This window comes from Lachnospiraceae bacterium GAM79 (genome assembly GCA_020735665.1).
Taxonomy (GTDB): domain Bacteria; phylum Bacillota; class Clostridia; order Lachnospirales; family Lachnospiraceae; genus Coprococcus.
The window spans coordinates 500,724-522,566 of sequence record CP085928.1; the positions used below are offsets into that span (position 1 = coordinate 500,724).

Annotated in this window: 19 protein-coding genes; all 19 read left to right on the forward strand. The window is 42.0% G+C overall.

Annotation, left to right across the window (positions count from 1 at the left end; translation table 11 throughout):
* Positions 1-84: 84 nt before the first annotated feature.
* The 19 genes from LK416_02205 to LK416_02295 all read left to right on the forward strand — a co-directional run bounded on the left by LK416_02205 (position 85) and on the right by LK416_02295 (position 21,843).
* On the forward strand, positions 85-1,482 hold the full coding sequence (locus tag LK416_02205; protein UEA75017.1) for a sodium-dependent transporter: 1,398 nt from the start codon (positions 85-87) through the stop codon (positions 1,480-1,482).
* Between the two features lie 290 nt (positions 1,483-1,772).
* Positions 1,773-2,555 (forward strand): ZIP family metal transporter, encoded by a 783-nt coding sequence (locus tag LK416_02210; protein ID UEA75018.1) that lies wholly within the window; start codon positions 1,773-1,775, stop codon positions 2,553-2,555.
* Positions 2,556-2,821: 266 nt separating this feature from the next.
* Positions 2,822-4,243 (forward strand): [FeFe] hydrogenase H-cluster radical SAM maturase HydG, encoded by a 1,422-nt coding sequence (hydG, locus tag LK416_02215; protein ID UEA75019.1) that lies wholly within the window; start codon positions 2,822-2,824, stop codon positions 4,241-4,243.
* Between the two features lie 90 nt (positions 4,244-4,333).
* Complete coding sequence (gene hydF / locus LK416_02220) at positions 4,334-5,536, forward strand: [FeFe] hydrogenase H-cluster maturation GTPase HydF (GenBank protein ID UEA75020.1); 1,203 nt, start codon at positions 4,334-4,336, stop codon at positions 5,534-5,536.
* Between the two features lie 71 nt (positions 5,537-5,607).
* Positions 5,608-7,587: an NAD(+) synthase gene (locus tag LK416_02225; protein ID UEA75021.1), complete on the forward strand. Its 1,980-nt coding sequence runs from the start codon at positions 5,608-5,610 to the stop codon at positions 7,585-7,587.
* 162 nt (positions 7,588-7,749) lie between these two features.
* Positions 7,750-8,760: an ATP-binding cassette domain-containing protein gene (locus tag LK416_02230; GenBank protein UEA75022.1), complete on the forward strand. Its 1,011-nt coding sequence runs from the start codon at positions 7,750-7,752 to the stop codon at positions 8,758-8,760.
* Positions 8,761-8,765: 5 nt separating this feature from the next.
* A complete protein-coding gene (locus tag LK416_02235) occupies positions 8,766-10,016 on the forward strand; it encodes an ABC transporter permease (GenBank protein ID UEA75023.1) in 1,251 nt (416 codons plus the stop codon).
* Positions 10,017-10,299: 283 nt separating this feature from the next.
* Complete coding sequence (locus LK416_02240; protein UEA75024.1) at positions 10,300-11,025, forward strand: capsular polysaccharide biosynthesis protein; 726 nt, start codon at positions 10,300-10,302, stop codon at positions 11,023-11,025.
* A 183-nt stretch (positions 11,026-11,208) separates the two neighbouring features.
* A complete protein-coding gene (locus LK416_02245; GenBank protein UEA75025.1) occupies positions 11,209-12,222 on the forward strand; it encodes an LCP family protein in 1,014 nt (337 codons plus the stop codon).
* A 30-nt stretch (positions 12,223-12,252) separates the two neighbouring features.
* Complete coding sequence (locus LK416_02250) at positions 12,253-13,074, forward strand: capsular polysaccharide biosynthesis protein (GenBank protein ID UEA75026.1); 822 nt, start codon at positions 12,253-12,255, stop codon at positions 13,072-13,074.
* Positions 13,071-13,802: a CpsD/CapB family tyrosine-protein kinase gene (locus LK416_02255; protein ID UEA75027.1), complete on the forward strand. Its 732-nt coding sequence runs from the start codon at positions 13,071-13,073 to the stop codon at positions 13,800-13,802. Before LK416_02250 ends, LK416_02255 begins: the two co-directional genes overlap by 4 nt.
* 143 nt (positions 13,803-13,945) lie before the next feature.
* Positions 13,946-14,569: a hypothetical protein gene (locus LK416_02260; protein ID UEA75028.1), complete on the forward strand. Its 624-nt coding sequence runs from the start codon at positions 13,946-13,948 to the stop codon at positions 14,567-14,569.
* Positions 14,570-14,718: 149 nt separating this feature from the next.
* Positions 14,719-15,534 carry a Cof-type HAD-IIB family hydrolase gene (locus LK416_02265; GenBank protein ID UEA75029.1) on the forward strand — a complete coding sequence of 272 codons (816 nt, stop codon included), beginning with the start codon at positions 14,719-14,721 and terminating at the stop codon, positions 15,532-15,534.
* A 20-nt stretch (positions 15,535-15,554) separates the two neighbouring features.
* The gene (gene feoB / locus LK416_02270; protein ID UEA75030.1) at positions 15,555-17,903 is read left to right on the forward strand and encodes a ferrous iron transport protein B; all 2,349 of its coding nucleotides are present in this window, start codon (positions 15,555-15,557) and stop codon (positions 17,901-17,903) included.
* A 185-nt stretch (positions 17,904-18,088) separates the two neighbouring features.
* Positions 18,089-19,693, forward strand: coding sequence for a phosphoenolpyruvate carboxykinase (ATP) (gene pckA, locus LK416_02275; protein UEA75031.1), 1,605 nt, complete (start codon positions 18,089-18,091; stop codon positions 19,691-19,693).
* A 191-nt stretch (positions 19,694-19,884) separates the two neighbouring features.
* A complete protein-coding gene (locus LK416_02280; GenBank protein ID UEA75855.1) occupies positions 19,885-20,646 on the forward strand; it encodes a DUF1275 domain-containing protein in 762 nt (253 codons plus the stop codon).
* A gap of 145 nt (positions 20,647-20,791) precedes the next feature.
* Positions 20,792-21,211, forward strand: coding sequence for a hypothetical protein (locus LK416_02285; protein ID UEA75032.1), 420 nt, complete (start codon positions 20,792-20,794; stop codon positions 21,209-21,211).
* 36 nt (positions 21,212-21,247) lie between these two features.
* On the forward strand, positions 21,248-21,394 hold the full coding sequence (locus LK416_02290) for a hypothetical protein (GenBank protein UEA75033.1): 147 nt from the start codon (positions 21,248-21,250) through the stop codon (positions 21,392-21,394).
* Between the two features lie 275 nt (positions 21,395-21,669).
* Complete coding sequence (locus tag LK416_02295) at positions 21,670-21,843, forward strand: hypothetical protein (GenBank protein UEA75034.1); 174 nt, start codon at positions 21,670-21,672, stop codon at positions 21,841-21,843.

Genomic DNA, 21,843 nt, shown 5'->3' on the forward strand with positions numbered 1-21,843 from the left:
ATTTGGAGAAGCTTCCATAGAATCTAAGAGGATAACAAATAAATCAGAAAGAGTCTGTGATATACAGACAGGGGTAAACAAAACATGGAAAAGAAACGTAATACTTTTTCCGGCTCGCTTGGATTTGTTCTGGCGGCCGCGGGAAGCGCAGTAGGACTAGGAAATATCTGGCGTTTTCCATATCTTGCAGCAAAGGATGGCGGTGGACTGTTCCTGGTTATATACCTGATCCTTGCACTGACATTTGGATATACACTTTTGGTGACAGAAGTATCAATCGGTCGGAAGACCAAGCAGAGTCCGCTTACCGCTTATAAGAAGCTGAATAAGAAATGGGGATTTCTGGGAATCATTGCCAGTCTGGTTCCGGTTATTATTTTCCCATATTACATAACGATCGGTGGCTGGGTTGTCAAATATTTCCTCGCATTTTTAACCGGTAAGGGTACAGAGGCAGCGCAGGACGGTTATTTTACAGGCTTTATTACATCAGATATCGAACCGGTCATTTTGATGTTGATATTTCTTGCCGTTACGGCATTTATCGTATTTCGTGGTGTTAATAAAGGAATTGAATCTTTTTCCAAGATCATCATGCCGTTACTGATCATTCTGGTTATAGGAATCGCAATCTTCTCCATAACGATCAAAAAGACCGGAGATGATGGGATTGTCAGAACCGGTGTAGAAGGTTTGAAATTATATCTGATTCCGAATCTGGACGGACTTACTGTGAAAAGCTTCTTTACGGTATTATTGGATGCAATGGGACAGTTATTCTTCAGTCTGTCTGTTGCCATGGGTATTATGATTGCTTATGGTTCTTATGTAAAAGATGATGCAGCTCTTAATAAATCAGTTGGACAGATTGAGATTTTTGATACGGTTGTAGCATTCCTTGCGGGCGTTATGATCATTCCTGCTGTATATGTATTCTCAGGAACAGAGGGAATGGCACAGGGTCCAAGTTTGATGTTCGTATCACTTCCGAAAGTATTTGCCCAGATGGGTAAGGCGGGAAATGTGATCGGTTGTCTGTTCTTCGCAATGGTATTATTTGCGGCATTTACCAGTGCAGTGTCTGTCATGGAAGCAATCGTGGCAAGTATCATGGATGAATTCCATACAAGCAGAACAAAGGCCGGTATTATTGAGTTGATCGTTGCGATCATTGTTGGAACGATCGTATGTCTTGGATATAACAAGCTGTACTTTGAAGTAAAGCTTCCAAACGGATCGATCGCACAGATCCTTGATATCATGGATTACATCAGTAATAACATTATGATGCCGATCGTAGCAATCGGAACCTGTATCCTGATCGGATGGATCTCCAAACCGCAGACGGTTATCGAAGAAGTGCAGAAGAACGGAGAAAAATTCAGCAGAAAAGGTCTGTATGTGGTTATGGTGAAATTCATAACACCGATCCTGTTGTTTATCCTGTTCTTAAAGTCGATAGGTTTATTGACATTTATTTAAAACTGTAAAATAAAATATAAATAATTTGTCAGCAATATTAAGTTTTCAAATGAATATTATCTAATATAGACCGATCGTCGGAAGCCGGATATTAAATCTTGCATCGACGGTCGGTTTTGCAATATGAAATATATTGAAGAATCTGTGGCAGACAGACCTCAAATGATAGAAAAATACAGATAAGAAAAAAACAGGTCATGGCATAAATAACAGTATTCCGCTATAATAAGGAAACAGAGGAGAGATGATTCATATAATAAATGGAAATAATTTATGGAGCGTGAATATATATGATATTAAGTTTAATTGTTGGTCTGGGACTGCCGCTTCTTGGAACGACGGCAGGAGCAGCCTGTGTATTTTTTATGAAGAAACAGATGAATCTGTTATTGCAGAAAGCATTGTCTGGATTTGCGGCGGGTGTTATGGTGGCTGCATCTATCTGGAGCCTGCTGATCCCGGCGATGGAGCAGTCGGAAGCAATGGGGAAGCTTGCATTTCTTCCGGCAACTATCGGTTTCTGGCTGGGAATTATATTTTTATTACTGATCGATACTCTGATGCCACATTTGCATATTGACAGTAAGGAGGCAGAGGGGGTCAAGAGCAATTTCAAACGTACGACTATGATGGTATTTGCGATCATCATACATAATATTCCGGAAGGAATGGCAGTCGGTGTTGTCTATGCCGGATGGATCAGTGGCAACACGAACATTACGTTGACGGCGGCACTTGCATTATCCATCGGTATTGCGATCCAGAATCTTCCGGAGGGAGCAATCGTGTCAATGCCGCTTTGTTCGGAAGGCTGCAGTAAACCGAAAGCATTTGGCTATGGATTCTTTTCCGGTATCGTAGAGCCGATCGCAGCTCTGCTTACGATCGCACTTTCTTCGATCATGGTGCCGGTGCTTCCGTATTTTCTGGGATTTGCGGCAGGAGCTATGCTATATGTTGTCGTTGAGGAATTGATACCGGAGATGGCAGAGGGTGAGCATACGAATCTTGGTACGATCATGTTTGCGGTAGGATTTTCATTGATGATGGTGCTTGATGTAGCACTTGGATAAGAGAACAGTCAGAACGTGAAAATGCAGGATATGGTTATTGTAAAAGGATAACTATATGCTGCATTTTTATGATTTGTATAACTATATAACTGCATTTTTATGGCAGTTGATATTTTCTGAGTGTTCCACTATACTATTATTAAGTATAGATTGAAGCATAACAAAGGTCTGCTCACGGATATATTGATTTTATAGAACACACGAGGCAGATCAGATGATTGTACAGGAAGAAGAATTATATAGCAGAAGAAAAGAGGCAGATACAAGTGTATGATGTAAAATCATTAAAAGCAGAAGAATTTATTTCAGATGAAGAGATCAGAGAGACATTGACATATGCCGATGCGAATAAAGATAACGTACATATCGTTGATGAGATCCTTGCAAAAGCCAGACTAAAAAAGGGCTTGACGCACAGAGAAGCGTCCGTGCTGCTGGCCTGTGAGATGCCGGATAAGATCCGGGAGATGTATGATCTGGCAAGGGAGATCAAGGAAGATTATTACGGGAATCGTATCGTGTTATTTGCGCCGCTGTATTTGTCCAATTATTGTGTGAATGGATGCGTTTACTGTCCATACCACAGCAAGAATAAACATATTGCAAGAAAGAAGCTGACCCAGGAGGATATTGTAAGAGAGGTTACCGCACTTCAGGATATGGGACACAAGCGTCTGGCGATCGAAGCCGGTGAAGATCCTGTGAATAATCCGATCGAATATATTCTGGAATGTATTAATACAATTTACAGTATCAAACATAAGAACGGCGCAATCCGCCGTGTCAATGTCAATATAGCAGCGACAACAGTTGAGAATTATACGAAGTTAAAGGATGCAGGCATCGGAACCTATATCCTGTTTCAGGAGACTTATCATAAGGAAAGCTATCTGAAATTACATCCGACAGGTCCGAAGCATGATTACGATTACCACACCGAAGCCATGGATCGTGCCATGGAAGGCGGTATCGATGATGTAGGACTTGGTGTACTGTTCGGACTGGAAATGTACCGGTATGAATTTGCAGGTTTACTGATGCATGCAGAGCATCTGGAAGCGGTTCATGGGGTAGGTCCGCATACGATCAGTGTTCCGAGGATCAAACGTGCAGATGATATCGACCCGGATGTATTCGATAACGGAATCAGTGACGATACATTTGCAAAGATCTGCGCACTGATCCGTATCGCAGTACCATATACAGGAATGATCATATCTACCAGAGAGAGTCAGGCAGTTCGTGAGAAAGTGTTGCCGCTTGGTGTTTCACAGATCAGCGGAGGTTCAAGAACAAGTGTAGGTGGATATGATATCCCGGAGACATCAGAAGATATCACATCGGCACAGTTTGATGTCAGTGATACAAGAACGCTGGATCAGGTTGTGAACTGGCTGATGAAGATGGATTATATACCAAGCTTCTGTACAGCATGTTACAGAGCAGGAAGGACCGGAGACCGTTTTATGGCACTCTGTAAGAATATGCAGATCTTAAACTGCTGTCATCCAAATGCCCTTATGACGCTTAAGGAATATCTGGAAGACTATGCAAGCTCTGAGACGAAGCAGATCGGTCTGAAACTGATCGAACGTGAGCTTGCGCGGATTCCGAATGAGAAGGTCAGACAGATCACAGCGGATCATATACATGATATCGCAGAAGGTCAGAGAGACTTCCGTTTTTAACAGATGATCGAAATAAGAGCTCCATACAGATAAAAGAGATTGCAGATAAATGCTGAAGCAGACAGCGTATAACAACAGGGAGGGCAGCACATGGCAGGGTTAAATGAGACACCATCCGGAAATCGACTTCATATCGGAGTATTTGGAAAGACAAACAGTGGAAAATCATCCTTTATCAACCGGTTTTCCGGGCAGAATATATCAATTGTAGCAGATGTTGCAGGAACGACGACCGATCCTGTATATAAAGCGATGGAGGTCTATCCGCTCGGCCCTTGTACACTGATCGATACAGCAGGTTTTAATGATGAAACAGAACTGGGGGGGAAACGCTTAGAGAAGACAAAGCTTGCAGCGGAAAAAACAGATATAGCGATCATATTACTTACAGATACCGATATGGACGAGGAACTTCACTGGTATGAATATTTCAGAGAAAAGAAGACTTCTGTCATATGGGTAATCGGTAAGGCAGATATCCGGAATGATACAGAGAAGATAAATGAAAAGCTGTATCAACAGACGGGACAGCATGCAGTTATAGTCAGTGTCGCGACAGGAGCCGGTATGGATCAGGTAAGAAAAGAGCTTGTGCGGAACCTGCCGGAGCAATATGGTGCTTCTTCGATCCTCGGAGAGCTGGTAACAAAGAGAGATCTGGTTATGCTGGTTATGCCGCAGGATATTCAGGCACCGAAGGGCAGACTGATCCTGCCACAGGTGCAGACACTGAGAGAATTGTTAGATAAAAAATGTCTTGTTATGAGTGTGACAACAGATCAGTATGTAGAAGCTTTATCCCATCTGACGGAAGCACCGAAGCTTATCATAACGGATTCTCAGGTATTTGCCTATGTCTATGAGCATAAGCCGGAAAACTCCATGCTGACATCCTTTTCTGTGTTATTTGCCGCATATAAGGGAGATATCGAATATTATATAGAGGGGGCAAATGCGATAGGAAAGCTGAATGGGGAATCCCATGTGCTGATTGCAGAGTGCTGTACACATGCACCGTTAAAAGAAGATATCGGACGGGAAAAGATTCCTAAGATGCTGCGGAAACGGTATGGAGAAACCATGAAGATCGATATAGTCAGCGGAACGGACTTCCCGGATGATCTGACAGGATATGATCTTATCATACAGTGCGGAGGCTGCATGTTTAACCGCAAATATATTATGTCCAGAATCGACCATGCGAAGGAACAGCAGAAACCGATGACCAATTACGGAGTAACTATCGCATATCTGACGGGGATACTTGATAAGGTTGTCGTACCTCGATTCTAAAAGAGAAATAAAATAGCAAATAAAACAGATTAGTTATAAAAAATAAGATGATAAAATACAGGAGAATAACCATGAAGCATTTAGTAAGGATTGCGTCTGTATCACCAAGAGTTCACCTTGGCAATGTTACAAAGAATTGCGAGGAGATCGAAACAGTCTATAGAACATATGCAGAACAGGTCGATGTTATTGTTACACCGGAGTTGTCGCTGACCGGATATACCTGCGGTGATCTGTTTGTGAATCGTCGTCTGATCGACAGAGCAGAAGAAGGACTGTTACAACTGGCGAAAATGACTGCAGAATACGGTAAAAAGGGTGCAGCACTTGTTGTCGGTGTGCCATATGAAGTAGACGGAGAATTATTTAACTGTGGAGCTTTTTTATGGAACGGGACAGTACTTGCGCTTACACCGAAGGTATATCTGCCGAATTACGGCGAGTTTTACGAGAAACGTTGGTTCAGTGGAAGGCGTGTAGAGAACCGGACAGTTGAGATGGCTGACGGTTCGGAAACCTTATTTGGCAATTCCATTCTGCTCGAGATGACAGATCCGAATCAGCAGGAGGAACATGTTACATTTGGTATGGAGATCTGCGAGGATCTCTGGACACCGATCGCGCCGGGAAGACTGTTGGCACTTCAGGGAGCAGAGATCTTGCTCAATCTGTCGGCATCCAATGAAGTGATCGGAAAGGAACAGTACAGAAGAACACTGACAGGAAGTATGTCATCCTCCTGTATCTGTGGATATGTCTATACATCGGCCGGAGCCTATGAATCAACCTCGGATCTGGTATTTTCCGGCCACAATCTGATGTATGAAAACGGAAAATTATTAGGCGAGATCAAGCCGTTTGAAGATGGTATACTGATCCGTGATTTTAATATGACAAAGATCCGCCATGATCGTCTGGCAAACAAATCCTTTGCGGAGTGCAAACGGAATTTTGATGCCGGAGAATACATGACGGTAACCTGCGAAAAAGTATTTGCAGAGAAAAAAGAAGTATGCGCAAGGGTGTCTATGACCCCATTTGTTCCGTCAAAGAACAGACTTGAACGATGTCGGTCGATTTTTGCGATGCAGGTTGCCGGTCTGCAGAGAAGGATAGAAGCCACGCATGCGTCCTGTATCGTTGTGGGTGTGTCGGGTGGACTGGATTCTACGTTGGCACTTCTGGTATCGGCACAGGCAGTAAAGAACCTCGGACTGCCGCCGGAGACAGTAACCGGTATCACGATGCCGGGATTTGGAACAACGAAACGGACAAAGAGCAATTCAACTACGCTTATGGAGCTGCTTGGATGTGACATCCGGGAGATCAGTATCGTAGATTCTGTCCGTCAGCATTTTGCAGATATCGGACAGGATGAAGCAGTACATGATATTACATATGAGAACTGTCAGGCGAGAGAGCGGACACAGATCCTGATGGATGTAGCGAATAAAGAGGGCGGATTTGTGATCGGAACCGGTGATTTGTCAGAACTTGCACTTGGCTGGTGTACCTATAACGGAGACCACATGAGCATGTATGCGGTGAATACCAGCATCCCGAAGACTCTGGTCCGGACTCTGGTAGATGAAGTTGGACATGATATGGATCGAAATGGATTCCCGGGAATCAAGGATGTGATTGAAGATATCATTGATACGCCTGTAAGCCCTGAACTGCTTCCGCCGAATGCTGACGGAACGATCGCACAGAAGACAGAGGATACTGTCGGATCCTATATCCTGCATGATTTCTTCTTGTATTACACATTGCGTTATGGCATGGAGCCGGAAGAGGTCTATGACCTTTGTAAAGAAGCGGTAAGACAGAGTGTAGAAGCTTTGCAAGATGGGGAAACAGAAGCATATACATTTACAGATGAAGAGATAAAGAAATGGCAGAAGGTATTCTATACCAGATTCTTCCGTCAGCAGTTCAAGCGTAACTGTATGCCGGATGGCGTAAAGGTCGGTACGGTATCGGTAAGCCCAAGAGGGGATCTGAGACTGCCGTCCGAGATAGAATTTGAGGATTTCCTTACTTTTGAATAGAACCGGAATAGAGGCAAATATGAACCGTTACAAACGATAATTAAGATTATTAAAGATTGTTTCAGAGTTGAATTATGATATAGTAGATGAAAATTGCAATCTGAAACTGATCGTACATTCATAACAGGGATATGAATGTCGGTTCATAAAAAGGAGAGAGATATGAAATTAGAATTACAGGGCATCAAAAAGAGCTTTGATGGCACAGAGATCCTGCACGGGATCAATTTCTCGGTAGAGGGTGGAAGCGCACTCGGACTGCTGGGAAGAAATGGTGCGGGTAAGACCACAACGATCCGGATCATCATGGATGTTTTCCATGCGGATGAGGGGCGGGTCTTATTAGATGGAGAACCCTTTGTCTATCAGCCGGAGCAGGTCGGATACCTGCCGGAGGAACGTGGCTTATACCCGAAACGTCTGATCAGTGAGCAGTTAGTATATCTGGCAAAGCTTCGTGGGATGAATAAGAAGCAGGCGGAAGAAAATATGAGGAAATGGCTGACCCGTCTGGATGTGATCCAATACGAGAATCGGAAGCTGGATACATTATCGAAGGGGAATCAGCAGAAGGTACAGCTTGCGGCAACATTGGTAGCTGATCCTGACATCGTGATCTTAGATGAGCCATTTTCCGGTCTGGATCCCGTGAATTCACAGATCTTAAAGGATGTTATAAATGAACTGATCGCAGACGGAAAGATCGTTATCTTCTCCAGTCATCAGATGAGCTATGTGGAAGAATTCTGTGAAGATATCGTAGTGATCAATCATGGTGAAGTGGCACTGGCAGGGAACCTTGACAAGATTAAGGAAGAATACGGAGAAGGTCACAAAGCAGTTGCGGCTGTCGGAATGGAATCGGAAGAACTGGAACAAGTTCTTCGTGATAAGTTTGCAGATCAGGTACAGGTGATCAGTCATAACAAGCATCATGTTGTGATACAGATCCTGTCGGAACAGGATGAATGGCAGGTGCTCTCCCGTTTTAAAGAGCTGGGAATCAGGCTTAGAAGTTATGGTGTCTATGAGCCTTCCCTGAATGATATATTTGTATCGGTAGTCGGAGATGAGGAGACACCGGAAGAAATAAAAGAAAAAAATAATATCGGAACTTCTTTTTCTGAATTTGAACCAAAGCAGAAAAAGGGTCTGTTTGGAAAGAGAGGTTAAGATATATGAAAAAGATTGGTACAATATTAAAGTTTGAACTGGGTAATTATTTTGGCAGTAAATCCTATCTGATTTCAACAATCTTACTGGCACTTCTTTGTGTAGGCATCATGTTCGCACCGAGAATTAAGGAATCATTTACAAGTGGAAGCCTTTCATCTGATAAAGAGACAGATGCAGAGGACGAATCGGATCAGGAGAATGAATCCGTATATGCATACTATGATGCATCCGGTATTATGGATGAAGGCTTGCTGGCGCAGGTATATCCGGATGTCAAGCTACAGAAATGTAAGGATGCAGCAGAAGTAGAGTCGCTGGTTAAAAGTGAAGATGCGGAACTTGGTTATGTAGTTTATAGTACGTCAGAATATACATATTATGTTTATAACAAAGGCGTGTTTGATGATTACACCGGTGCCTTTGACAGTTATCTGTCCATGCTTGCCAAGAAACAGTACAGTGAAGCACATGATCTGGATTTTGATGAACTTATGAGTCTTGATTATGCAGATATCCAGGCAAAAGAAGTTATCCTCGGTAAGGACAGCACAAGCAATTATTGGTATTGTTATATTCTGGTTATCGTGATCTTCATGCTGATCGTTATGTATGGAATGTCGATTGCAACCGGTGTGGCAAATGAAAAGAGCAACCGCTCGATCGAGATTCTGGTAACGACAACGAACTCCAGAGATATCTTATTCGGAAAGGTATTTGCCGGAACAGTTGCTACGTTCTTTCAGGTAGGGCTTATCATGGCAGCCCTGCTGATCTCATATAACTTTAATAAGGAATACTGGGGCGGATTTATGGGGGCCGTATTAAATATCCCATCTGATGTTCTGATCGCATTTGCGGTATTCGGTCTTGGTGGATTCCTGTTCTATGCATTTATGTATGGGGCACTGGGAGCACTGGTATCTAAGATCGAGGATCTGAACAAATCAGCCGGTACGGCGCAGATGATTGTAATGATCGTATATTTCGTTGTACTTATGAACCTGACAAATGTCGATGGCCTGGTTATCAAGATTTGCTCTTATCTTCCAATCAGTTCTTACAGTGCAATGTTTGCAAGAGTTGCGATGGGAGATGTAGCAACATGGGAAGTTGTTATATCAGCAATAATTTTATATATATCGGTGATCGGTATGGGTGTTCTGGGAGGTAAGATCTTCCGTAATTCAACACTCCGATATGGTAATCCGATTAAGCTTTCCGGAGCTGTAAAGGAATTAAGACATAAAAAATAAACTCGGTAAAATGACGAAAAATAAATGGATGATAGGGGCTTTTAATATAAAAATGCAGAAATTATATTCGACATCTTTACATTAGAAGCCCACTGTGGCATAATCACTGTTGAGAAAAACGAACGCAGTTGGTACGTTTGTGGGGTGACAGGATATTATAAAAGGTTTGATAACCTAGATTCTATTGATACAGCAGGATGTTAACTGTATTATCTGTTGCCACTGTTTTATAAAAACAGTATCCCGTGTTATTTATTTTAAATAGAAAGGTCAGAGTCCCATAATGAAAGTGATAGATTTTCATTCTCATATTCTTCCCGGTATAGATGATGGAAGTAAGAATGTAGAGACATCGATAGAGATGCTTCGCCGAAGTAAGGCAGCGGGTGTTGACATCATGATCGCAACGCCACATTTTTATGCAGATTGTGACCGTATCGAACGATTTACAGAGAAAAGGCTCGGAGCATATCAGAAGATAGAAGATCAATTGGGTAAAGACACTCCACAGATCTTACTGGGTGCGGAGGTCGCCTTTTTTGAGGGAATGGATCAGGCCGAGAAGATAGATCGGTTGACAATTAACGGTTCGAGGATTATGTTATTAGAGATGCCTTTCCGAATGTGGAGACAGAAGGATATAGATCAGGTAAGAAATCTGATCGAGGAGAGAAAGTTTTCGCTGATCATTGCGCATCTGGAACGTTTTATGAAAACGGCAGGAAATAAAGAATACATAGAAGAACTGATGTCACTTCCGGTAACGATACAGATCAATGCAGAGAGCTTATCGGACTGGAAACAGTCACATACGTTGATAAAGATGTTCAAAAGAGGACAGGCACATATTTTAGGAAGTGATTGCCACGGAATTCATCATCGTCCGCCGAATCTGATGGAGGGACGACAGATCTTGGGAAAAAAAGCAGGCGAAGCCTGTATCAGACGCTTGGATGAATATGGAGTGGATTTGCTGCAGCAGATCAAGAATGATAAAATGCAGGAATAACAGCCGAAGGATAAGATTTCAGGTGACAGAGTAATACGGAGGATATCGATTATGTCGAAAAAAGTTGCAATTATAATAAGTGTAGTTTTATTTATGATACTTATTGCATTGATTATATGTGAAAAAGCATTTCCGACAGGTGGATCTGATCTGATAAGCAGTCTGTTTTAAGGGTGGTTTGAGATGTCACGAGTGATTCACAGCAGACAGGAAAAAAGAAAATTATATAAAAAACTGATGATTACCATAGTGGCTGTTGCAGCATTCTGTATCGTATTGGCGATGGTATTTCGTGTAATTGACAGACAGAAGCTTCGGGCACAGCAGGCATATGAAACGGAGCTTGGAGTGGTCACGCTAAATGGTAAGAAATATGTTCCGAAGAAGAATATAGAGACATACCTGTTTATGGGTATAGATTCATATGATAAAGTAGAAAAGGTGACGGATTATGACGGAGGACATCAGAATGATGTACTGATCCTTATGGTTCGTGATATCAGTGCGGGAACATTTAAGACAATGGCGATTAATCGTAATACGATCACAAATGTAAAATCGCTTGATCTGGATAATTCTTATCTCGGAGAAACGGAGATGCAGATTGCATTGGCGCATTCCAGTGGCGACGGACTGGAAGCCAGTTGTGAGAATACGGTAGATGCTGTATCCGAATATCTGCACGGACAGGAAATTGATGGATATGCAGCGGTCAATATGGGTGCTATCGGTACGATCAATCATATGGCCGGTGGAGTAACGGTTACGATCGAAGATGATTTTTCCGAGATCGATCCGGATCTTAAGCAAGGTGAAACAATCTGTCTGACTGATAAACAGGCGGAAGAATTTATTCATGACAGATGGGGCGTTGCTGATGAGACAAATGAGAATCGTATGCATAGACAAGCTGTATATATGACTGAATTAAAAAGGCTCATCAAAGAAAAGTGTCAGCAGAGCAGTACCTATCCGCTAGACCTGTATGAGTCCGTTCAGGACTATATGGTTACCAGCATCAATAAAAGTAAATTTAGCAAGCTTGCGCTTCTGGTTGCAAAGGAAAAGGATGAGGGAGAAGTTTCCGTTGATGGTACAGTTGGAACGGATGAACTTGGATATGCCACATTTGAGCCGAACGAACAGAGCCTGGAAGCGGCAATAGCAGAATTGTTTTACGAAGAATACGAAGAATAAAAAGTAGTTTTACTTTTTACGGAGGAGAATATGAGTACAGAGAACAAGAGAGTATCGGAATCGGATACAGCAAAAGAAGAAAAAAACAACTATATCAGAGTTGTTCAGGCGGAAGAAGACGATAAAGAGATCGATCTGGTCGATCTTGGATATGCATTGATGGATAAGCTCCATTTTATCGTTCTCTCATTTCTGCTCGGAGCAGTTTTGTTAAATGCATGTGCTTATTTTCTGATCAAACCGACATATCAGTCTACAGCAAAGTTGTATGTTGTATCAGCGTCAGAGGATTCTGTTGTTAATCTGTCTGATTTGAATATTGGTACATCTCTTACAAAAGACTACGAAGACCTGATGCTCAGTTATCCGTTATTAGAGCAGGTAATTGCAAAGCTGGATCTTAGTTATGATTATGAACAGCTTGCAGATATGATCACATTAGAGAACCCAACGGATACCCGTGTATTGAAGATTACAGTTACCAGTACAGATCCTGAAGAAGCAATGAACATTGCAAATACACTTGCGGAAATTTCGGTTAAGTATCTGCCTGAGACTATGAGTACCAATGCACCTAATATTGCACAGGTTGCACGAATACCGGATGAGAAAGCAGGACCGAGTTACCTGAAATTCACATTGATCGGAGCTTTGCTCGGAGCATTCCTATATTGTCTGGTTATCATTATCAGATATCTGTTAGATGATACGATCCATACCGCTTCAGATATGGAGAAGTATTTTGGAATCGTTCCGCTGACCTCCATTCCTGAGAGTGATCAGTTCAATCAGGGAGATTCAGCAACAGATAAAGATAAGGCAAAATCCGGTCTGAAAGGAAGAAGCAAATGAAAAAACTCAGTATAGATTTTAATGAAATGCCATATGCAATAGAAGAAGCAATGAACCGACTTAGAATTAATATCAAATTCTGTGGGAAGAATACTAAGAAGCTTCTGATCACAAGCAGTCTTCCGAATGAGGGAAAGAGCACAATCTCCATCAATCTCTGGAAGATGATGGCAGAGGCAGGATTCCCGACCGTATTCCTGGATGTGGATCTCAGAAAGTCTGTGATCAAAGGAAGACACAATATGAAGTCTGAGTCGGAGATCAAGGATCTCGGTTATTACCTGTCGGGACAGGCCGAGTATGAAGATGTTGTATATGAGACAAATATTCCGAATGCATATATTGTTCCGTGCTGCAACCTGTTAGAGAATCCATCTGCATTATTAGAGGATGCCCGGTTTGCGGAGCTTTTAGATAAGCTGGCAGAACAATACAGATATGTTATTATAGATTCACCGCCTCTTGGAAGTGTGGCAGATGCAGCACAGGTTGCATCCCTTTGTGATGGAGCCGTTTTGGTTGTCAGAAGCGGCGAGACATCAAGAAATGTGATTCGCCAGTCCATGCAGCAGTTAGAGCAGGTGAATTGCAGATTATTGGGTGTTATACTAAACCGTGTTGAGGCATCGGGAAGAGCATATAAGAGTTATTACGGAAAGTATGGCAAGGATTATGGCTATGGCTACGGTTATGGCGAAAAAAAATATTCCGGTAAAAAGGAAAAATAAAATGAAAAGCTTGGGTGAATCAACTGGTACGTGGCATACAGTTGTTTTATCATATATGTGTTTGATTCCGACAAAGGATAGTATTTATCAACAATGGGAGAAAACACCTTTATCCAAAATGTGGTAGGAAGGAGAGATAAAACATGAAGAATTTAAAGAAACTGATCGCTATTATCATGGTGATCGCTCTGATGATTCCTTGTACAGCAATGGCTGCAACAGAGTCTCCTAGTAAGGCTTCTTTAAAGGGCAATACAACAATTGTTCTTTCAAAGAAATCCTTTACATTTAATAATAAGTCACAGAAGCCTAGTGTTAAAACAGTGACTTATAAGAACGCAGATGGCAAGACTGTAACATTAAAGGAAGGTACTGATTATACAGTTTCTTTCTCTAAGAAGAGTACAAAGAACGCAGGTACTTATAAAGTAACTATTAAAGGTACAGGTAAGTACAGTGGATCTGTAACATCTTCTTATACAATCAAGAAAGCAAAGCAGAAGAATGTAAAGGTTACAAACAAGTATAAGGCAACAAAGGCTAAGACTTTCAAGAAGAAAGGCAAATCTTACACATTCAAAGCAACAGGTGTAAAGGGAAAGGCTAAAGTTACTTATACAGCAAGCAGCAAGAAGATCAAGGTTAAGAATGGCAAGATTACATTATCAAAGGGTATCAAGAAAGGTACTTATAAGGTAACAGTTAAGGTTGCTAAGACTAAGAACTACTCAGCTTATACAAAGACAGTAACAATCAAGGTTAAATAATTTATTTAATCAAAAAAATGCTATAGCATGGGACATCCGGGCCACGAGGGTGTCCTTTTTTGTTGTTTTGATTTACATTCGGACTGAAATGTTGTATATATAGAGAGACTTATAGATAAAAATTATCAATAAGACGACAGGAGATATACATGAGTAAATACAAATTAATTGCATTCGATATGGATGGAACATTGCTGAATTCACGGAAACAGATATCAGAACATACTTTGGAAGCAATCAATCGTGCATTTGATGCAGGAAAGGAAGTGATCCTTTCAACCGGAAGATGTGTGGCAGAGCTTCGGGAATATTTTAAGCGGATTCCGAGGCTGCGTTATGTTGTCTGCTCCAGCGGCGCGATCCTGTATGATGTAAAAGAGGAAAAGATCCTGTATTCGAATTCAATCTCTATTGAACTGGCAGAAAAGATTCTGGCAGAAAGTAAAAAAGAAGATCTTATGGTGCATCTGCTTGCAATCGAATCCATAGTGCAGAAAAAGGACATACCCCAGATGGAACGCTTTGGGATGGGCGTCTATCGGCCAATGTATGAGAAGGTTACAACACAGGTCGATGATATCTATGAATATTATAAGGAACATCCATTTGAGGTCCCGAAGCTGAATCTGTATCATGCGACAACAGAAGGCAGGGAGAGAACCAGAAAGAGACTTGCCGGACTGAATCTTGTTCTTGCGGATGCAGAGAAGACCGCTTTGGAATGTTCGGCGACAGGAGTTACCAAAGGAACCGGGCTGCTCCGGCTGTGTGAGCACCTGGGTGTTGAACCTGAAGAGACGATCGCGGTCGGTGATGCAGACAACGATCTGAATATATTGGAAACTGCAGGATTAGCGATTGCGGTCGGAAATGCAAATGAACATGTAAAAGCAGTTGCTGCGGTTGTTGTCAATGACTGTGACCATGATGGATGTGCAGAAGCAATTGATAAATATTTATTATAAAGAGTTAAGAGGCGATACAAATGACGATCAAAGATTTGAAAGAGGGACAGTCCGCAACCATCTGTACAGTTGGCGGTGATGGAGCACTGAGACAGCATTTCCTTGACATGGGCGTGATACCCGGTATTGAGGTTAAACTGATCAAATATGCACCAATGGGCGATCCTCTTGAAATTCGTATTCATGATTATGAACTGACGCTCCGACTGGCGGATGCTGAGCAGATCGAGGTATCAGATAAAAAATCAGATGAAGACGAACATAGGAAAGATAACAAAAAGGATAAAGCTTTAGTAGAGCATCCGGGACTTGGCGAAGGCGGAAAATATCATGTGAAAGCAGATGAACATCCGCTGCCGAAGAATGAGATCCTGACCTTTGCTCTGGTTGGTAACCAGAACTGTGGCAAGACGACATTATTTAACCAGTTGACAGGCTCGAATCAGCATGTAGGTAATTTCCCCGGAGTAACGGTTGATCGGAAAGAGGGAATGATCAAAGGATATCCGGACACAAGAGTAACTGACCTTCCGGGTGTATATTCTCTCTCGCCGTACAGCAGCGAAGAAATTGTAACCAGACAGTTTGTATTCGATGAAAAACCAAAGGGCATAATCAATATCGTGGATGCAACCAATATTGAGAGAAATCTCTATCTGACGATGCAACTGATGGAGCTTGATATACCGATGGTGCTGGCACTGAATATGATGGATGAAGTTCGTGAGAACGGAGGATCAATCCGTATTAACCAGCTGGAAAGTATGCTTGGAATTCCGGTTATTCCAATCTCTGCGATCAAGAATCAGGGTGTAGATGAATTGATCGAACATGCAGTTCATGTCGCCAGATATCAGGAGAGACCGGGCAGACAGGATTTCTGTGATCCGGAAGATCATGGTGGTTCGGTGCACCGGTGCCTGCATGGAATCATGCATCTGATCGAAGACCATGCAGAGAATGCGGGAATCCCGGTTCGTTTTGCTGCGGCGAAGGTGGCAGAAGGGGATGCAGAGATGGAAAAATCTCTGCATCTTGAACAGAATGAGACAGAGATGATAGAACACATTGTAAGCCAGATGGAAGAAGAACGTGGAATTGATCGTGCAGCAGCAATTGCAGACATGCGGTTCGATTTTATACAGCGGATCTGCAGACAAACGGTTGTCAAACCGGCAGAGAGTAAGGAACGTATCAGAAGCCGGAGGATCGATGCGGTTCTTACGGGAAAGTATACCGCGATACCGACCTTTATATTGATCATGGGAGCGGTCTTCTTTCTGACCTTTAATGTGATCGGAGCGGTACTTCAGAATCTGCTGGGGAAAGGGATTGATTATCTGACAGCGCAGATGGATCAGCTTCTGACTGCATGGTCGGTGAACACGGTGCTTCATTCACTTGTGATCGATGGTATCTTTAAGGGAGTTGGAAGTGTGCTGAGTTTTCTTCCGATCATAGTGGTGCTGTTCTTATTTCTTTCGTTATTGGAAGACAGTGGATATATGGCTCGTGTTGCTTTCGTCATGGACAAACCACTCAGAAAGATTGGGTTATCCGGAAGAAGTATTGTGCCGATGCTGGTTGGCTTCGGCTGTACGGTTCCCGGCATTATGGCGAGCCGTACCCTTCCGTCGGAGCGTGATCGTAAGATGACGATCCTGTTGACCCCGTTTATGAGCTGTTCTGCAAAGCTTCCGATCTATGCATTCTTTGCAACAGCGTTTTTCCCAAAGTATAAAGCACTTGTTATGGTTGGGTTGTATGTTGTGGGAATACTGATAGGAATCCTTGTGGCGCTTATTATCAGAAAGACATTATTCAAGGGTGAGGCAGTTCCGTTTGTTATGGAGCTTCCAAACTACAGAATGCCGGCATTGAAAAATGTATTGCAGTTATTATGGGAAAAGGCAAAGGATTTCTTACAGCGGGCATTTACGGTTATCTTTGTGGCAACGATCGTGATCTGGTTCTTACAGAGCTTTGATTTGCACTTTAACCTGACGGCAGATTCACAGAACAGTATCCTTGCAGTTGTCGCAGGATTGATCGCACCGGTATTTGCACCGCTTGGTTTCGGAGACTGGCGGATATCGACGGCACTGATATCCGGATTTATGGCCAAGGAGAGTGTAGTATCAACATTGTCTGTGCTGACCGGAAGCATGGATGTTATCCATAAGATCCTGACACCGGCATCCGCTCTGTCATTGTTGATATTCTGTCTGCTGTATACTCCATGTGTAGCAGCCGTTTCTTCCGTAAAACGGGAACTTGGAAGCAAATGGGCACTGGTAGTTGTGGTCGGACAGTGTGTTGTTGCATGGATCATGGCGGCACTTGTCTATGCAATCTGTCTGTGTTTCTAAAACAAATATAAATTATAAAATACAGGCGTGATGATTATAAAAAAATTGTAAAAAAGTCATATCCGGTAAAGATTTTCTTTACTTTTTGATTAGGGATGGCTATAATACAAATTGGCTGTGGAAGTTGGTAGTACAAACTAACCTCCATAGAATAATACTTAGAAAGAAAAGAGGATTTGTGTACAATGAAAAATATTGATTTAAGCAAGTATGGCATTACCGGAACTACAGAGATCGTTTACAACCCTTCATATGAAACACTTTTCGAGGAAGAGACTAAATCTACTCTTGAAGGATATGAAAAAGGACAGGAAACAGAGCTTGGCGCTGTTAATGTAATGACAGGTATTTATACAGGACGTTCACCTAAAGATAAGTATATTGTTGTTGATGAGAATTCAAAGGGCACTGTATGGTGGACAACAGATGGTTACAAGAACGATAATCATCCAATGACAGAAGAGACATGGGCATCCGTTAAGGATATTGCAAAGAAGGAACTTTCAAATAAGAAATTATTTGTAGTTGATGCTTTCTGTGGAGCAAACGCTGATACTCGTATGGCTATCCGTTTTATCGTAGAAGTAGCTTGGCAGGCACATTTTGTAACAAATATGTTCATCAAGCCAACTGCTGAAGAACTTGAGAACTTCGAGCCGGATTTCGTTGTTTACAACGCATCAAAGGCTAAAGTAGAAAACTATAAAGAACTTGGTCTTAACTCAGAGACATGTGTAGCATTCAACATCACAAGCCATGAGCAGGTTATCATCAATACATGGTACGGCGGAGAGATGAAGAAGGGTATGTTCTCAATGATGAACTACTACCTTCCACTTAAGGGAATGGCAGCTATGCACTGTTCAGCAAACACAGATATGAACGGTGAGAACACAGCTATCTTCTTCGGTCTTTCAGGAACAGGTAAGACAACACTTTCAACAGATCCTAAGCGTCTCCTGATCGGTGATGATGAGCACGGCTGGGATGACAACGGCGTATTCAACTTCGAAGGTGGCTGCTACGCAAAGGTTATCGACCTTGATAAGGATTCAGAGCCAGATATCTATAATGCGATCAGAAGAGATGCTCTTCTTGAGAACGTAACAGTAGATGCAAATGGTAAGATCGACTTCACAGATAAGAGCGTTACAGAGAATACTCGTGTATCTTATCCAATCGATCATATTAAGAACATCGTTCGTCCTATTTCATCAGCTCCTGCAGCAAAGAATGTTATCTTCCTTTCAGCAGATGCATTCGGAGTACTTCCTCCGGTATCTATTCTGACACCAGAGCAGACACAGTACTACTTCCTGTCAGGCTTCACAGCTAAGCTTGCCGGTACAGAGCGTGGAATCACAGAGCCGACACCTACATTCTCAGCATGTTTCGGACAGGCATTCCTTGAGTTACATCCTACAAAGTATGCTGAAGAGCTTGTTAAGAAGATGGAGAAGAGCGGAGCTAAGGCTTATCTTGTAAATACAGGATGGAACGGAACAGGCAAGCGTATCTCAATCAAGGATACAAGAGGTATCATCGATGCTATCCTTAGCGGTGCTATCCTTTCAGCTCCTACAAAGAAGATCCCTTACTTCAACTTTGAAGTACCTACAGAGCTTCCGGGTGTTGATCCGGCAATCCTTGATCCTCGTGACACATATGCAGATGCTTCTGCATGGGAGACAAAGGCATTAGATCTTGCTGACAGATTCATCAAGAACTTTGCTAAGTATGAGAGCAACGAAGCCGGTAAGGCATTAGTTGCAGCAGGTCCTCAGAAATAATATCTGAATGATCAGAATACAATATATGTTCGTGAGATACACCTGAGACATTATAACGTCAGGATATACTTCGGACAAAGAAGAACCGGGTGTGGGTTTCACATCCGGTTTTTCTTTGAAGCAGGGCATATCGTTCTTGCTAACTATATTGTGTCTGATATTATTTGAAGAAGAACGGAGAGTTGATTGAGATGAAAGTTGGGCAGAACAGACAGGCGGAACGGCAGATGTCGGAAGCGTTTATTACCAGTGTGTTTCTGGCGTTATCCGGTGGATTTCAGGATGCCTATACATATTTTACAAGAGATGAAGTGTTTTCGAATGCGCAGACAGGAAATGTAGTGCTGATGAGTCAGCATTTTATGATGGGTGAATGGCAGGCAGGACTTCGTTATCTGTATCCATTGTTTGCATTTGCATTTGGTGTGTTTTTTGCAGAACAGGTACAGGGACGGTTCAAATACGCAAAGAAGCTTCATTGGAGACAATCCATTTTATTGATGGAGATTTTAATTTTGTTTTTTGTTGGATTTTTAACAGAAGGATGGAACATGCTGGCAACGGTATTAGTATCTTTTTCCTGTGCAATGCAGGTTCAGACATTCCGAAAAGTCAACGGACATTCTTATGCGAGTACGATGTGTATCGGAAATCTCAGAAGTGGTACAGCGGCCTTATCTGTATATTTAAGAGAAAAGAAGCCGGAGCAGTTAGAAATGTCATTATATTATTTCGGTGTGATCCTGTTCTTTGCGGTCGGAGCCGGAATCGGAGGTGTTTTGTCGGTACATCTGGGCTTCCATGCTATCTGGATATCCAGCGGATTGCTTCTTATCAGTTTCCTTCTGATGTTTAAGGATCGTCTTGAAAAAGATGTGCATGAGCTGGAGGGTGATCTGGAAGAAGATATTCAGAAACTTGGAACACAGCTCCGCGAAGAAATTAAGAAATAGATAAGAATAAAATAAAGAATATTCATTTTGTTATATTTATGAGATAATGAACGCAGAATTATTCGTTCTCAAGTGTGTTGATTATGTGGCATGCAGTAAGTATAGGATATGCAGAAAGAAATCTACAGAAAGTGAGGTGGCAACTATGCTTCAACAACAGAAGAAACAAATATGTGTGATATATTGTATCATATTGATATTAGCTGCCACCGTTTTTGGCATAGGTGATATAGAAAGTTCCAGAATGGAGCGGGGGTTTGAACAGAATAAATCTGTGCTTCGTGAAGTCCGGACGACATCAATTAATGAAATAGGAATACTTCCGACAGGAAGCGTTCTTCGTACAGTGTTTGAAACGCAGAGCCTGAAATCATTTCAATCAGAGAAAACAGTTGATCTGTGGATCCTGGTTTTACCATTTCTGTTTACCTTATCCGGGTTCGTTTGTGATACCAGAAAATGGTGGGTGAAGATTGGCACACTGGTGCATGCATCTCAATGGTATCGAAGGCTTGAGTATATACATAAAAAGGACGGAAAGAAACTCCTGACTTCTTACATTTGAAAACCGAATATGTAAGAAGAAAAGGAGAATAATAAAATGGGTATGGATATATTTGCTATTGTTTTTGGCGTTGTTGCAATCGGTCTCGGAGGATTCTTTTTCATTAATGAGACATTTATTAAAAAAGAATCGGATAGCGATAAGATATCTGCAGATGCAGAGAAGAACAGCAGAGAATCATGAGCAGTATACTATTATATGGGATATTATAAGAAACAATAGCTGAGACAAAAAGCTGTCGGAATTGGTCATTTATTAACCGGTTTTGCCTGATATAATGCAGGTGAAAAGGGAGATATATGATGGATTCCGGCAGCTTTTTTCACGTATGCAGTTATTTGCCGTAATTAACGCATTCCTGATATAAAATACTGGATTTTCTGTTTACAGTATGTTAAAATATTTGACATATATACTTAAAATCGACAAAAAATCTTGTTCGACTGGTATCAAATTCGTTGATATTTATACCGATCATCATTATTCCGCTTGCGGTCATGCTGCTGGTGAATCTGATCCATACGATCTCTTATGCAAAGAAGATTGCAAAAGAGGAAGAAGAGGCAGCCGTTCGGGAAATAGCAGAGCAGATAAAGAAAAAAGCTGTTAAGGATGAGCAGCAAAAGAATTAA

What these genes read in the sequence shown, in the direction of transcription:
- LK416_02230 (UEA75022.1), top strand. Translation starts at nt 7,750, where the DNA reads ATGAAATTAGAATTACAGGGCATCAAAAAGAGCTTTGATGGCACAGAG.
- LK416_02245 (UEA75025.1), top strand. Translation starts at nt 11,209, where the DNA reads ATGTCACGAGTGATTCACAGCAGACAGGAAAAAAGAAAATTATATAAA.
- hydF (UEA75020.1), top strand. Translation starts at nt 4,334, where the DNA reads ATGGCAGGGTTAAATGAGACACCATCCGGAAATCGACTTCATATCGGA.
- LK416_02255 (UEA75027.1), top strand. Translation starts at nt 13,071, where the DNA reads ATGAAAAAACTCAGTATAGATTTTAATGAAATGCCATATGCAATAGAA.
- LK416_02225 (UEA75021.1), top strand. Translation starts at nt 5,608, where the DNA reads ATGAAGCATTTAGTAAGGATTGCGTCTGTATCACCAAGAGTTCACCTT.
- LK416_02235 (UEA75023.1), top strand. Translation starts at nt 8,766, where the DNA reads ATGAAAAAGATTGGTACAATATTAAAGTTTGAACTGGGTAATTATTTT.
- LK416_02250 (UEA75026.1), top strand. Translation starts at nt 12,253, where the DNA reads ATGAGTACAGAGAACAAGAGAGTATCGGAATCGGATACAGCAAAAGAA.
- LK416_02285 (UEA75032.1), top strand. Translation starts at nt 20,792, where the DNA reads ATGCTTCAACAACAGAAGAAACAAATATGTGTGATATATTGTATCATA.
- LK416_02290 (UEA75033.1), top strand. Translation starts at nt 21,248, where the DNA reads ATGGGTATGGATATATTTGCTATTGTTTTTGGCGTTGTTGCAATCGGT.
- LK416_02210 (UEA75018.1), top strand. Translation starts at nt 1,773, where the DNA reads ATGATATTAAGTTTAATTGTTGGTCTGGGACTGCCGCTTCTTGGAACG.
- LK416_02280 (UEA75855.1), top strand. Translation starts at nt 19,885, where the DNA reads ATGAAAGTTGGGCAGAACAGACAGGCGGAACGGCAGATGTCGGAAGCG.
- LK416_02265 (UEA75029.1), top strand. Translation starts at nt 14,719, where the DNA reads ATGAGTAAATACAAATTAATTGCATTCGATATGGATGGAACATTGCTG.
- LK416_02260 (UEA75028.1), top strand. Translation starts at nt 13,946, where the DNA reads ATGAAGAATTTAAAGAAACTGATCGCTATTATCATGGTGATCGCTCTG.
- feoB (UEA75030.1), top strand. Translation starts at nt 15,555, where the DNA reads ATGACGATCAAAGATTTGAAAGAGGGACAGTCCGCAACCATCTGTACA.
- pckA (UEA75031.1), top strand. Translation starts at nt 18,089, where the DNA reads ATGAAAAATATTGATTTAAGCAAGTATGGCATTACCGGAACTACAGAG.
- LK416_02240 (UEA75024.1), top strand. Translation starts at nt 10,300, where the DNA reads ATGAAAGTGATAGATTTTCATTCTCATATTCTTCCCGGTATAGATGAT.
- LK416_02205 (UEA75017.1), top strand. Translation starts at nt 85, where the DNA reads ATGGAAAAGAAACGTAATACTTTTTCCGGCTCGCTTGGATTTGTTCTG.